At 55.0% G+C, this 14,223-nt stretch carries 10 protein-coding genes; all 10 read right to left on the bottom strand.

Annotated elements, in window-relative coordinates; all coding sequences use genetic code 11:
- Positions 1-602 precede the first annotated feature (602 nt).
- The 10 genes from FS806_RS12035 to FS806_RS11990 all read right to left on the bottom strand — a co-directional run bounded on the left by FS806_RS12035 (position 603) and on the right by FS806_RS11990 (position 13,691).
- Positions 603-2,216 carry an extracellular solute-binding protein gene (locus tag FS806_RS12035; protein WP_144936408.1) on the bottom strand — a complete coding sequence of 538 codons (1,614 nt, stop codon included), beginning with the start codon at positions 2,214-2,216 and terminating at the stop codon, positions 603-605.
- 491 nt (positions 2,217-2,707) lie between these two features.
- A complete protein-coding gene (locus tag FS806_RS12030) occupies positions 2,708-4,345 on the bottom strand; it encodes a M81 family metallopeptidase (RefSeq protein ID WP_260982065.1) in 1,638 nt (545 codons plus the stop codon).
- A 3-nt stretch (positions 4,346-4,348) separates the two neighbouring features.
- Positions 4,349-5,470 carry a glycerate kinase gene (locus FS806_RS12025; RefSeq protein WP_144936405.1) on the bottom strand — a complete coding sequence of 374 codons (1,122 nt, stop codon included), beginning with the start codon at positions 5,468-5,470 and terminating at the stop codon, positions 4,349-4,351.
- Between the two features lie 157 nt (positions 5,471-5,627).
- The gene (locus tag FS806_RS12020; RefSeq protein ID WP_144936402.1) at positions 5,628-6,458 is read right to left on the bottom strand and encodes an SMP-30/gluconolactonase/LRE family protein; all 831 of its coding nucleotides are present in this window, start codon (positions 6,456-6,458) and stop codon (positions 5,628-5,630) included.
- 3 nt (positions 6,459-6,461) lie between these two features.
- A complete protein-coding gene (locus FS806_RS12015) occupies positions 6,462-6,848 on the bottom strand; it encodes a RidA family protein (protein WP_144936399.1) in 387 nt (128 codons plus the stop codon).
- Positions 6,849-6,863: 15 nt separating this feature from the next.
- Positions 6,864-7,973 (bottom strand): alanine racemase, encoded by a 1,110-nt coding sequence (locus FS806_RS12010; RefSeq protein WP_144936396.1) that lies wholly within the window; start codon positions 7,971-7,973, stop codon positions 6,864-6,866.
- Position 7,974: 1 nt separating this feature from the next.
- Positions 7,975-9,666, bottom strand: coding sequence for an N-acyl-D-amino-acid deacylase family protein (locus tag FS806_RS12005; RefSeq protein WP_144936393.1), 1,692 nt, complete (start codon positions 9,664-9,666; stop codon positions 7,975-7,977).
- 14 nt (positions 9,667-9,680) lie between these two features.
- Positions 9,681-11,000 (bottom strand): aspartate aminotransferase family protein, encoded by a 1,320-nt coding sequence (locus tag FS806_RS12000; protein WP_144936390.1) that lies wholly within the window; start codon positions 10,998-11,000, stop codon positions 9,681-9,683.
- A 131-nt stretch (positions 11,001-11,131) separates the two neighbouring features.
- Positions 11,132-11,890, bottom strand: a complete 759-nt coding sequence (locus FS806_RS11995; protein WP_186328340.1) for an SDR family NAD(P)-dependent oxidoreductase — start codon at positions 11,888-11,890, stop codon at positions 11,132-11,134.
- Between the two features lie 1,024 nt (positions 11,891-12,914).
- Positions 12,915-13,691 (bottom strand): IclR family transcriptional regulator, encoded by a 777-nt coding sequence (locus FS806_RS11990; RefSeq protein WP_260982064.1) that lies wholly within the window; start codon positions 13,689-13,691, stop codon positions 12,915-12,917.
- Between the last annotated feature and the right edge of the window lie 532 nt (positions 13,692-14,223).

The following is a 14,223-nucleotide window of genomic DNA, read 5'->3' as shown; positions in this document are numbered from 1 at the left end:
ACACGTTTACATCGATAATTTTAACTCAAGCACCCCAAATTGAGCCTCAATCGCCCGGTTTATTCCGAGATCCTATGCATTCTTCTGAAATCGGTTTATTGCTACAAGCTCGCAGCTTATCATTTTTCAAGGAAGATTTCTTTCTAAATTTCCCGGCAAGAAGTCTCCATCAAAACAACCAATCACGAAGGATGAGCACCCAGCCGAAAATGGACATCCACAGCGGGATACTGAACAGCACGCCCCAGAACAAACCGGTGAGTCCCGTCTCTCTATCTTCCATTCTGCATCGCCCCTTTGCCGTAGTATATGCTCCGGCGGCACAGAAGGGTGAGCCCCCGACAAGGGAGACAGGCTTTTAGCTGCACAGCCGATAGTATCCATTGTTTACCGGCTAAGAGCCTTTTAATCACAGCCAGCTTCTATAGGGACGGGACCTCTGTTCTTTTGAGGGAACCTGTCAAGCAACCTATCCTCCAATCAAAAACATAAAAAACCGTCCGATATCCTCGAACGGTTCCTTTTGCAATCCTTCACATCGACTCGAATCGTCAGCTCGGTTCCAGCTTTTTTCGCATCGATCAGATACGCCATCCGCCTGCTTACTGCTCCTGGTAGCGCTTATAAGCGGCTTCGTAAATGGCCATATACCGGTCGAGCCCCATCTTTTCCATGTTCTTGACGTAATCGTCCCATTGCGAGAACGGTGCGGCGCCGGAAATGAATTTATCCCTCATTTCGTCAATAAACACGTGAAGATCGGATTGAATGGTAGTCAGCTCATCCTGCTCCTCCGACGTAAAGTTAAAAGCAGGCCAGATTTCCTCGTCTTTAAGCGTATAAGGCATGGCTTTCTGCGTATTTTCTATCGAGGACGGGCGTCCTTCCGCCCCTTTGAAAAACTTCTGCTTAATAATACCGGGATAATAGCCCCCCGGCCAGATCAAATACTGGCTGACCGCCTGGTCCAGATTAAGCCCTTTCGGATTGTTGATAATTTCGTCTGTATATTCGACCTCTCCGTTCGGCATTTCTTTATAGGTGATATCCTTGAAGCCCATGAAGAACATCTTCGCTCCCTCGTCGCTGTAGAAGAAATCAAGCCAGCGAACTGCGGCCTCCGGGTTCTGGTTTTTGTCGGTGATGATGAACTGGCCCAGGTTACCCAGCGGTGAGCCGATGGCCGTATTTTTCTGATCCCCGTGTGGCCCTTTGAGCACAGGCATTCCGATATAGCCCTTCTGGTTGAAAATGGACTCCGGATTCACGTTCGAAACGAACCCGTAAACCCCTTCCGATGCCCGGGCCGTGAACTCCGCCGTTTTTATCGAAAAGATTTCCTTATCTATCAATCCTTCGCCGTACAGCTTGTTGGCGAACTCCAGAATTTCCTTATAACGGGGATGCGCCGGGATAAAACGCAGCTTCTTCGTCTCCGGGTCTTCATCCACATGCCCGTTCGCGGTTCCATGAGTGTTCAGCCCGTACGAACCTTTCAGAAAGTCCAATAGCTGGGTAATACCTACGGCCCCATAAGGAATTTCATCCGCCTGGCCATTTCCGTTCGGGTCTCCCTCCTTGATCTGTTTCAGAACATGATAAAATTCATCCGGAGTCGTCGGCTCCTGAAGCCCCAACTTATCCAGCCACTCCTTCTTCATCCAGGGCGTACGGGTCCGCACGGACATAAATTCCGGATCGCGAATGGTGGGGAAAGAGTAAATATTCCCGTCCGGCATCGTAATCCCTTTCTTGACGACGGGGTAATCGTCCATCAGCTTCTTGAAATTGGGGGCATACTTCTCAATCAGGTCGTTAAGCGGAATGAACACCCCTTCCCCGCCATACCGGATCAAATCCGCCTTACCTACCGCCGTAGCGTACAATATCTCCGGGTAATCCCCTCCGGCCAACAGAAGATTGCGCTTCTCCGCCAACGTATCGACCTGCACAGTCTCCCATTCCATGTGGATGTTCGTCATTTTTTCGTATTCCTGCCACAGCATCAGATTGCTCCAATCCGCAGAGGCGAAGAATTTGCCGGCGAACCCCTTCATCGTTATCTTTTCCTTAACTATGGGCATTCCGGAGGGATTCAAATTCTCCAGCACGCTTTCGTCTCTATCCGCCCCTCCCCCTCCTCCGCACCCCGCAAGCAAAGTGCCCGTGAGGACAACCATCCCGGTGCTCTTCATCAATCTTCTTTTTCTAACCATATACGCCTCCCTTTGGAATCGTCGATTCAGCTTAGCAGGCTTCTTCCTGATACGGACTTTCCTCGCAGACTTCATCATCTTCAGGACAGCGGGCTGAACAGGTTCCTATTTTTCGACATAAAGTAAGCGATTACATAATTACCTGAAAAATATTCGTCTTTCGACAAGCGTAAAGAGTCACGCATCCCCCCTAGCTTCTTTAATTTCATGGCAACAAAGGCGTTATTTTATGATTCAATATTCTGAATATTGCGCAAATAAATTGTAGGCAATAACCGCTCGGTCGTCAAGAGGCACTGGAACCATCTCCCGGGCGATTTACAATCCGCCGTTTGGTACTGTGATTATAGGCATCAAACATGCGGATTGCAGCTAAAGGATAAACGGCTATCGCCATCCTTTGGAAGGCGCGTTTATACTTTGCGGGGAGCCCCGGTTTTACAAATAAAAGGCCCCGGGCGCTGAGCCCCAAGGCCTCTAACTCTATAAGTTTATATCTCTGAATCCAATGGATATATTGGACGCTGCAGATATTGATAGGTAAAGTGCCGCAGATTAAAGCCGCAGCAGCCCGGGGTATCCACCTGCACGGTTCCGGCTGCGTACGAGCCGAAGGCTGTCTGCCAGGCGACGGCGGATTTCACGGCGATCAAGTCGAAATCCGCCGGATTCAGACCGATCGAAGCAACATGGCCCGGATCCCAAGGGGCGACTCTTTGCTCCGTCAAGACAAGAGTGACATTCCTTGTTTCGATCACTGCCGTGCGTCCCATGTCAGCCCATTGCCCGGTCATATAGGAGCCGATATGACGGTATTTGCCGTCAAACAACAGCCGGACTTTGCCTCGGACCGGAACCGGATCGCCATGGAATGAATCACTCTTTCCGCCGACCGCCGCTTCGAAGGAACCGCCGACTCCCGCTCGCAGGGCCAGACCGACCGCTTCCGCGTCGCAGATAACCATCAGGCTCTTCGCCGGTGTATCGAGCAGATGCCGCAGCAGATGAGTCGCGTCTCCCGGTGCCCCGCCGCCCACATTGTCCGAGCCTTCAATCAGGATGACCGGGCCCTTGGCCTCTAGCCGGATGGCTTGCCGAATGCTTTCCTCCGCAGGATAGCCTTCCACGGCGAATTCCTCTCGCCGCTCCTGCGCCAGCCGGCAGAGCTTCTCCGCGCACTGCCCGGCCCAGGCCGGGTCGTTGTCTGTCGTGACAACGAAGGTCAGTCCGGCGTCCTCGACATCGCTGTACGGAAACCCGCCGGCCACCGTCACATTGAGCACCCGTCGGTCCTTCTCCAGTTCGAAAGCCGCCTCCATAAGCTCCTTCATGAACCCCTCATGAGTCACCATCGCCTGGGGCGCGACCAACAGACGGGAATGCTTATATGCATGAACAGGCCGAATTTCCGACCGGATCATCCGTCCGAGCAGCCGGGTCGCCTCTACCGCCCGCTCATAAGCATCCACATGCGGGTAGGTATCGTAGCCGATGAGAATATCGGCATGCTCGACCATCTGCGGACTGATGTTGGCATGCAGATCCAGCGTGATGGCGATCGGAAGCTCCCGCCCCACTCTGTCCCGGACCCGTCTCAGCAGCTCTCCTTCTACGTCCCGACAGGCTTCGGAGACCATCGCGCCGTGCAGTATAACAATAAGGCCATCCACACCCTCCGGAATCGACCGGAGCACTTCCCCCGCCAGCTCCTCGAAGCACTCCGCCGTAACCATGCCGCTTGGGGTGGCCGCGACGTAAGCACCGGCGATCAGCTCCGCCTGCAGCTCCTTCGCTCCATCGATCACTCCCCCCATGGACGTGCGGGTATTCTCGTAGCGCTCCCGATAAGACTGTGTTCCCGCCACCCACTCGTTCAGAAAGTGATGCCGCTCCGTCCGGCCCGGCGCGAAGGAATTTGTTTCGTGAAACATGCCTATGACCCCGATTTTCACATGACATCCTCCTTTTTTTCCTGCCTCCGTCGGCTTTGCATAATCATCGGTCTCTCCATAATAATAAGAGCCCGGTATATTTCCGGTTTCTCCGGCCATCAGGAAGCGTCTGTTTTCTTCAACTCCCGTCTCTTCCCGGCGCGTATGCGGCACTCCATGGCGGTCGTCAGAACCCACGCCTCACTTCCAAAGCCGAACTATATTGCGGGCGGCATTGAACAGCAATTCTTCAGCATGGGTCATGGCCTGCTCCAGCGTCATCGGACGGTTGACAATCGAATGCATACTGTCAAAAGCGGAGTACAGCTCATCCAGATGATCGCCCAGGCTGCCCGACAGCAGCACCGTCTTCACTCCATACCGTTTGGCCAGTGAGGCCAGATAGAACGGTGCCTTGCCATGCAGCGTCTGCTCATCCGTCCGCCCCTCTCCAACGAACAGCCAATCGGCATCGGCCAGTAATGCCTCGATTTGGGCCGTCTCAGCAATTAATTGGGCCCCGGATTGCATCTTTCCGCCAAGGGCCAACAGAGCAAACCCTAAGCCGCCGGCTGCGCCGGCACCGGCAGCATTCTGCAGCCCGGGCCGTCCCAAGCTTTCTTCCACGGCCTGCGCATAGACTCGCATCCCCCGGTCCAGCTCCTCCACTTGTGCCGGAGCGGCTCCCTTCTGCGGACCGAACACGGCTGAGGCTCCGTCCGGACCGCATAGCGGATTGTCCACGTCGCAGGCTATGCGAAACTCCGCCTCCGCCAGCAGCGGGTGCAGGCCGCTGAAATCGACGGTGCTGACCTGATTCAGGTTGGCCGCTATAGGCGGGATCGGCTGGTCTGCCGCATCCAGACATTTTACCCCAAGGGCGCGAAGCATCCCTATTCCGCCATCGTTCGTAGCACTCCCTCCCAGCCCGATAATAAACCGGCGAACACCGCCTTCGAGCGCATGCAGGATACATTCACCTACGCCGTAGGATGTCGATTGGAGCGGATTCCTTCTATCCGCCGGAACGAAAGGCAGGCCGACCACGGCGGCAACCTCGATGACGGCCGTCTGCCCGTCTCCTATTCTTCCGTAAAAAGCGGAGACAGGCTCCCCGTAAGGCCCCCGCAACTGAAGCTCGATCCGCTCGCCACCGGTGCTGTGAAGCAAGGCTTCGACGGTACCTTCCCCGCCATCCGCGATAGGAATCACGTGAACCGCCGCATCGGGCATCTCCCGGAGAATCGCCCTGCGGATGGTGTCTCCGGCTTCCAGCGAGCTCATACTGCCTTTGAACGAATCCGGGGCAACGATAAATCGCATGCGGTAACTCCCTTTCCGTTATATAACACGTGAATGTAAAGCCTGCCAGAACGTGCAGAAGTGCAGGTCTTTGAAAGCATCTGCCCGAACGATCTAACGCTGCGGGCTACTGGCTACGCCGCGCGAGCTGCGGGGCCGCGGCCACGGAAGCACCGCGCTACCCCCACATGCCCCAGCACCTTCCCGGTGTCTCCACCGTGAAGGTCTGGATGTTGCCGGTGTCCGCGACGGTAACGTAGCACTGCCGACCATCCGGCCCGCCGAAGGTCAAATTGGTGCAATCGGTGCCCGCCAGCTTCACCTCGAGCAGCAATTCGCCTGCCGGGCTCAGCTTGGCTACGGTTCCTTTGCCATGGCGGGTGACATATAGATTGCCGTCCATATCGCAGCGCATTCCGTCCAGCCCGTAATCGGGGAACTGGAAGAACAGCCTTTTGCCGCTGACCTCCCCGGCTTCATTCAGATCATACGCCCATACGGTCCTCTGCACGGACTCGTTCACATACAGCACCCGCTCGTCGGGGCTGACCTCGATTCCATTCGTCGTCCCCATGCCTGCCTCCAGCAGCACGACGCTCCCGTCCGGGTCGATCCGCCACAACTGGCCCGTCTGCTCCGGCCAATTCGGATCGCTGGCGAAGAGGATGCCGCTCCGGGAAATCGCTATGTCGTTGGGCTGATTCATCCGGGGCTCCTGAGCATGGACCGTCAGCTTTTTCGTCGTCATATCGACTTTGAAAATATGGTGATGGACATAATCAGCAATGTACATCGTTCCTTCACGGTCAAACCGGATCCCGTTCCCGATACTGCCGCCCGGCAGCTCAAGGAAAACCTCTCCTTCACCATTAGGCTTCACCCGGCCAATCGTATGCTGCCGCTCATAATTAACGGCATAAATCCGGCCTTCGCGATCGCAAGCCGGACCCTCAATCCCGCTGGTAAAGGAATGGCGGGCGGTTAGCTCCTTGCTGATATAAAGCTCCATCTCTTAGCTCCTTTTCGAAGGGGCGTATGCGATAACATCCATTTCGATTAAATATTTCCCGATACCGCTGACCACCGTCGTACGGGTAGGGTACGGAGCCTGGAACATCTGTGCATATACTTCATTAAATGCAGGAATCAGATTCCCATCGCTCAGATGCACATTCGCTTTGATCACGTGGTCCAGCGTCAGCCCGGCCTCCTGCAAAATCAGCTCCACATTGCGAATGCAGCGGGCGGTCTGCTCTTCAATCGTCTCCCCCGCCAATTCCAGCGTTTCCGGGTCTACCCCTACCTGTCCGGATACATACACGAAGTCCCCCGCTTTAACCGCATGGGAGAAAGGAAGCGGAAACTGGGGAGCTTTAGAGACATGAATTGTTTTCGACATAAATGATCACTCCTGTTAAGTAATTTTGCCGCGGGCGTCGATCGTCAGAATCGATTCGACCCTGCCGTTCCGCAGGCCGTACACCCGGTCATGCATATTGGTCGTGGTGCAGCAATGGTTCGGGATGAAGAAAAGGCGCTGCCCGATTTCATAAACGGCTTCATCCGGGACCCGCACATTGCCGTGCTCCTCGCTTAATCTTTCGAGATAAACGCCGGGATTCCCCTTAACGATTCCATATCCCGGGCGGTGCGGATTGGTATCGCCGCTGAAGGTTTTGGAGCCTCCGTCGACGATGACCGTTCCGGGACGAGGCGCGCTGACGACCGTCGTCATGACACTCATGGCGCAGCCGGATTCATCGATAATTCCGGTCGACAGCTGAGTGCCGTCTCCGAATACATAGGAGCCGGGGCGTATTTCCGTCACGCCGGTTTGTTCCCCGACATAGACCGAAGTTGGCGTGGAGCCGACGCTGATTTCCGGGACATCGATGCCTTCCTGCGCGAGCCACTCCTTGGTCTGCACCAGCAGCTCCGCCTCCTGTCTTGCGGCAGCGCGCAAGTCCTCTGCGGTGGTTTTGCTGTAGGAATAGCCCCCGTGCGTCATGAGCGCTCTTACCTCGACCCCGGGAAGCTGGGCAATTTGCTTCACCAGCTCGCCGGTTTCCTCACCGGGCTCCAATCCGCAGCGATTCAAGCCGGTATTCACATCAACATACAGCGGAATTCTCCGCTTCATCGCTTCCCCCAATTCGGAAAGCCCCCGGGCTACATCGATATGGTCGACGCTCACCTTAATATCCGCGGTCTCCAGCAGCTTCGCCAGCCTCTGGAGCTTCTTCTTGCCGACGATCGGAAAGGCGATCAGGATGTCGCGGATTCCTCCCTCGACCATCACCTCGGCTTCGCCTAATTTGGCTACCGTAATCCCGCAAGCGCCGTACTTGATCTGCTGCTGGGCAATCCAGACCGACTTGTGCGTCTTCGTATGCGGCCGCAGCTTGACTCCGGCCTCTGCAGCTAACCGCGCCTTGTCCCGCAAATTCCGGTCCAGCACATCCAGATCAACCAGCACGGCGGGCGTCTCGATTTCCTCTAACGGAATAGGATGGAAATCTGTCATGTTATCGTCCCCTTTCCAATGCTCTGCCGGCGAACACTCCGGTGACCTGCTCTCCGCGAACGGCTACCTCGCCATTGACCAATACATAAGGAATGCCAACCGGGCCGCTGCGCGACTGCTGGTAAGTCGCCGTATCCGTCACCCTCCGCTCGTCGAAAATAACAAGATCGGCCGCATAGCCTTCCTTTAATACTCCGCGGTCGGCCAGGCCGAAACGGTCTGCGGGCACCTTCGTCATCCGGTTGACGAGCGTTTCCAGCCTGAAATCATACTCCCGGCAGAACCTTAACAGGCGCGGGAAGGTTCCGAATGCCCTCGGATGCGGGTTCTTCCCGAGCGGAATTCCGTCCGAGCCTACCATATAATAGGGCCGCGACAGCAGCTCCAGGCAATCCCGGTTGAAGCGGTCCCAAGCTTCCTGGCTGGCCTCCTCGAACATCCATTCCGGAGAATCGTGATAGCCTACCTGAAGCTTCTCCGCCAGCAGCAGGTCGCACAGCATGTCGGGGACCGATTGCCCCCTCTCCTCGGCGACTTCGCGGAAGCTTCGCCCGACATATTGCGGATGGTTAGGCAGATTCGTGAAGTATCCGCGCAGCGGAATCGTATTCTGCTCCATCCCTTCTATAAAACGCGGACGAAGCTTCGGGTCCGCCAGCCGCTCGAGAATGGCGTCGAAGCCTCCTTCGAAGCACCACAGCGGCAGCCAAATCACCACATATCCGCTTCCGGACGGATAAGGATACAGCTCCAGCGTCAGATCGACTCCCCGCTCATACGCAGCATCGATCGCCGCCATTACTTGCTGCACTTGGCCCGCCTTCTCCAGGTTCGTCCGGTAATGGGAGAAGTGCAGCTTCACCCCCGAACGCTCGGCAATCTCAATCGATTCCAGCACCGGGTCTATCGGCTCGCCGCGGAATACCGTCCGATAGTGGGTTACATAGACACTGTCGTTCGCCGCCGCTACCTTGCATAATTCCACCATTTCTTCCGTGTCGGAATATGAACATGGATAATAGCTCAAACCGGTGGAGAAGGCGACCGCTCCTTCCTTCAACCCTTGATCGAGAAGCTGCTTGGCCTTGGCCAGATGCTGGCCGGTCAGCGGCAAATCGCGCATTCCCAAGGTCTCCAGCCGCAGGGCGCCATGGGGAACCTGATACGCCGTGTTGATGGCAACCGTTCGGTCGAACTTCATCCGGTATTCCCGCACCGAAGACCAATCAAGCGGAATATCGGGCGCCCCGTTCAAGCCCGCCAGGAACTTGTAATTCATCAGCAAATTCTCCCTGCTGAGCGGAGCATACGACAACCCGTCCTGCCCCAACACCTCCGTAGTTATGCCCTGTGCCAAACCGGATGCATGCTGGCGGTCCCACAGCAGCATAAGGTCGGAATGCACATGAGTATCGATGAAGCCCGGCGCCGCGATCATTCCTTGGGCGTCAATCACTTCCCGGGCCGATTCCACCCCTTCCAGCCCGAGCCCGCTAACATCTGAGCTTCCCGGGCCGTTCGCGGCTCTGGCGCCCTCCCAAGCCTCCCGACTGTCTGCTGCTGATTCCTCTAGGTTCGACTGCCGGCTAATTCGGGCCAGCTTCCCATCCTTAATCGCAATCGATCCGCGAAACCGGTCGCCGCCGGTTCCGTCCACAATCGTTGCATTTTTAATGACAATATCCGCCTCCATACATAACCCCTCTCCTAGGCAGTAAATTCCGGACGTTTTGCGAAAACGTTCTCAACCGCCTTTAAAGTCTCTTCTGCTTCTTTATCCCCGTGTACGGCAGATACATACCATAACCCGTTCGGGCGGAGCAGGATTCCCTCATCCAGCATCAGCTCGGCAAAAAGACCGTATTTCGCCGCATCCCGGCGGCCGAACTGATCGAAATGCGCCACTTCCTGCTGATCGGTAAACATCATATGAAACACAGGCCCCGGCTGATTAACGACGCCGTTTACATTATATTTCTTCATCAGGGAGCGAATTCCCTCCGCCAGTTGTCCGGCGATCCGCTCCATTTGCCGATAGGCCGCCCCGTTGTCGCGCCCGAGCTCATCCAGAACCGCCATGGCCGCAGCGGTCGATACCGTATTGCCGTTTAAAGTTCCGAGATGGTCCACCCGGCCTTCGGCGACGAGGTTCATAATCTCGTTCTTGCCGGCCACCGCACTCAGCGCAATTCCGCCTGCCAGCGCCTTCCCCATCGTCATCAAATCCGGAGTGATGCCGAATCGTTCATGGGCTCCTCCCAGACCGAGGCGGAAGCCGGTAATGACCTCGTCGAAGATCAGAACGATGCCGTATTGTTCCGTCAGCTCCCGCATCGCTTCCAGATAGCCCTCCCTGGGAGAAATGCAGCCGGAATTGCACATGATCGGTTCGGTGATCACGGCGGCAATCTCCTCCCGCCGTTCCGTCAGCGTGCGTTCCAGCACATCGGGCTCGTTCCACGGCAGCAGAATGACGTCCTCCAGACTGTTGACGCTCTGCCCTCCCGTTCCCGGAACCGCCTCCCCGGCTGCGGACCCGGCCGCCTGGCTCTTCATATCCGCGCTCGGGAAGGAGGTAAAGATCGTATCGGACCAGCCATGGTAATGCCCGTGGAATCGGACCACCTTCTGCCGGCCCGTATAGGCTCTCGCCAGCCTGAGCGCCATCATTACCGCTTCGGTTCCCGAGCCGCTGAACACGACTTTATCCGCGCAGGGGAGAATCTCCGTAAGCCGCTTGGCCAAGGCGATCTCGCCTTCATGCTGGAGCCCGAAGGTATAGCCCTTCTGCATGGCTTGATATACTTTCTCATTCAGCAAAGGATGCGAATGCCCGAGAATCAGTGGACCATACGCCAGCAAATAATCGATGTACTCGTTGCCGTCTACATCGTATACACGCGCTCCCTTGCCGCCGGCTGCATAGAGCGGGGTCGGCTTCATGGCCGCCCTCAGGGAGCTGGCCACCCCTCCGGCCAAATATTGGTTTGCTTCTGCCAGCATCTGTCTGGATCTATCGGTTTTCATACGATTGAACCTCCTTAAGTGAATACGATTTTCTCACCCTTATTTGGGGATGTTATCCATTTAAGCTCATCGTATCACGGAGGCCATTTTCTATCAAGAAAATTATTTTATATCAAGAAAACTAAGGATCATCAAATCCTATACCCGCCATCTACTGTATAAAGCGAACCTGTTACGTAGGAGGCGGCATCCGACAGCAGGAATGCCCCCACCTCGTTAATTTCCTCCGGTCGCCCGGTTCTGCGCAGCAAAGTATTATCCCGGATAAATTGCCGGGTTACCTCCGGCATTGCCTGCCACGCCTGCTCGGTATTAAAATCACCCGGCACAAGAGCATTGGCGCGAATTCCATCCTTCGCATAGTCGACGGCGATCACCCGGGTCATCTGGCTGACCCCCGCTTTGGCTGCGCCATAAGCCAGGCACGTCTTCTGGGGAAGGTGGCCCAGAATCGAGGAAGTATTCACGATGGACCCTCCCCCGCTTCGGATCATAAGGGGCAGCGAGTACTTGTTGACGAGGAATGTGCTTGTCAGCGTCCCGCGAATCGTCGCTTCCCATTCATCCAGGGCGAGCTCTAATGCCGGCTTGCGTACATGCGTGTAGCAGTTGTGATAAACCCCATCCAATCTGCCGAAATGCGCCTCTATTCGCGTAATGGCCTCCTGCACCTCATTTTCGCTGCAGGCATCCGATTGCATGAACAGGAAGCTATCAGCACCATAACTTTCAGCGGTTTGCTTCAGTTCCGGACAGCCTTCCAGGGGCAAGAGATCCGTTGCGGCCACCTTCGCTCCTCTCTCGAGAAACAGGGTGACAGCGGATTGCCCCAGCATCCCCAGAGCCCCCGTGATCCAAATTACTTTGCCTTCCAATTGTCTCTGCTTCATCCTACGCCCTCCCATCACAGATCCATAGATACGGTATAGAGAAATCTTCATTGCCGCCGGTACAAGTACCTGCGCCTTATTCGATACAGTTTCTCACCTAACTCGACTTTCGCAGAGCGAAAATCGGCTTAAATGCATGATACAACTGAAAAAGCAGCGGATTAAATACAAAAGTTGAAAAATAGAAAAACACCACTTCGTTTGGTAAAGTGAGAGTGTCAAGCAATCACTACCATAAAGAAGAGGTGTCCTCTATATGATAGAGCAAATCGTACAGCCGAATCAACTTCCAAATGAAATTAAACCGGCTTTCAAAGAACTGAAAGTGCTGCAACACTTGAAAACAGCAAGGGGATACCCGTCACCATCTTCTTTGAACGCGATCGTTCATCCGGGCCGGTGAAGACATCACAAAGACGAGCAAAAATACATTAAAATCGTGCCTTTTTCCAAAAAGAAGGCGAAAGACGCTCAAATGTGCAGGTCTTTTTCACAAAATGGGGCCATTTCGCAAAAAATCGCTCCAAAGACGTGTATTATTGATCTAGAATCAGGTATGTGGCGACTTTTCTCCAAAAAGACGTGCACTATTGCTCTAGAATCAGGTACATCAAGGCTTATCTACCGAAATTAAGCTGCAAAAGTTGAGTAACCAAGCGCGAACAGGCTCCGTGTAAGGCCCACGCATATTGTCCATCCGGTCAGTGGTTTCGCGCCCCCCGACATGGTCCTACTGCTGAAACTGCAGCTTCGTGCTCAGCTCCCTAGACGCTTGGCGGACCCATTCTGTCAGCGGTTCCGCGCCCCCCGACATGGTCCTACTGCTGAAACTGCAGCTTCGTGCTCAGCTCCCTGGACGCTTGGCGGACCCATTCTGTCATTGGTTCCGCGCCCCCGACATGGTTCTACTGCTGGAACTGCAGCTTCGTGCTCAGCTCCCTGGACGCTTGGCGGACCCATTCGACTGCCCGGCTCCACAGCTCATCGTCCATCCGGTCAGCGGTTTCGCGCCCCCGACATGGTTCTACTGCTGGAACTGCAGCTTCGTGCTCAGCTCCCTCGACGCTTGGCGGACCCATTCGATCGCCCGGCTCCACAGCTCATCGTCCATCCGGGCGGATGGAATCGAGATGCTTAAGGAAGCTACCAGCTGCTTCGAGGAATCATAGATTGGTCCTGCTACGCAACGCACCCCCTCAACGGCTTCTCCCTGGCTGAAGGACAGCCCGGCGGAACGGATTTCCTCCAGCTGGCTGAGCAGATCCCGGTAGCTGTGTATCGTGCTGCTTGTCAGGGCTCCCAGCTCTTCATCGGGATACAGCTTGCGGATTTCTTCCTGATCCAATGAGCTCAGGAACATCTTCCCCATGGCGGTTGCGTGCAGGGGCAGCTTCATTCCCAGGTGCGAAACGAACCGGACGGCGTGGGAGCTTTGCTTCTCCGCTATGTACAGAATGTTTCCCCCATCGCGAATCGCCAGGAAGACGGATTCATTCAAGTCGTCGACGATCTTCTGGGCCACCTGATGGAACTCGGCGGACAGGCTGGTGTTCTGCAAATACTTGGAGCCGATTTCAAACAGTTTGTAGCCCAAATAGAAGGCTCTCTCCTGCTTGTCGGTTTCCAAGTAGCCTCTTGCCTGCAAATTTTGCAAAATTTTGTAGGTGCTGCTCGCGGGCATCCCCAGCTTGCGCGAAATATCCATCAAGCTCATCGGCTCCTTCTCTTCCGCAAATAACTCGAAGATATCGAGGACCCGGTCGGCCGACTTGACGACGACTGGCTTTTCTTCTTTTTTCACAACATTTCCCCATTTCGAAAATCATTTTCCATACAAGAAATATTGTAATCCGTTTTCCGGCTGAACTCAATGTCCTTTGCGGCAAAACATAACCGCACAAAGTGACATATGGCCTTCCAAGTTAGGCACCCTAACTGGGTGGAGTCTACTTTTCCTCTAGGCGTCATTCTGTCTGTCCGCGATCACCTGAGTTTCACAGCGTTAACCCTTGGCGGCTTTGGATTTGTAGCCTGTCTTAGATTTATCCAGTACTATGCGGGGCCCGGTAATTAAAAGCTGCAAATCTGCAGCCTTTTGTCCATATTGTTCCATATCCATATGCAAAGCCTGAAAAAATACATCTTTTTCTCGTTTTAAGGGTGATCAGACCGTTGAATACGAAAATTAGTGCACTTTCGCCGCCTTTTCTCCGGAGTGGTCCGAATCGAGCCAAAATTGATGTATTATCGCAGGAATTTTGCCCGTTTTAATGCATCTAAGCCTAATCAAGATCACCCCCGCCTGGACCAGCGTCTAAACCAACGCCAAAAGC

It is taken from the genome of Paenibacillus sp. 32O-W, assembly GCF_007679495.1.
Lineage (GTDB): Bacteria > Bacillota > Bacilli > Paenibacillales > NBRC-103111 > Paenibacillus_L > Paenibacillus_L residui.
Note: the sequence above shows the minus strand (reverse complement) of the source record. Positions and strands in the feature narration are given on the sequence as shown.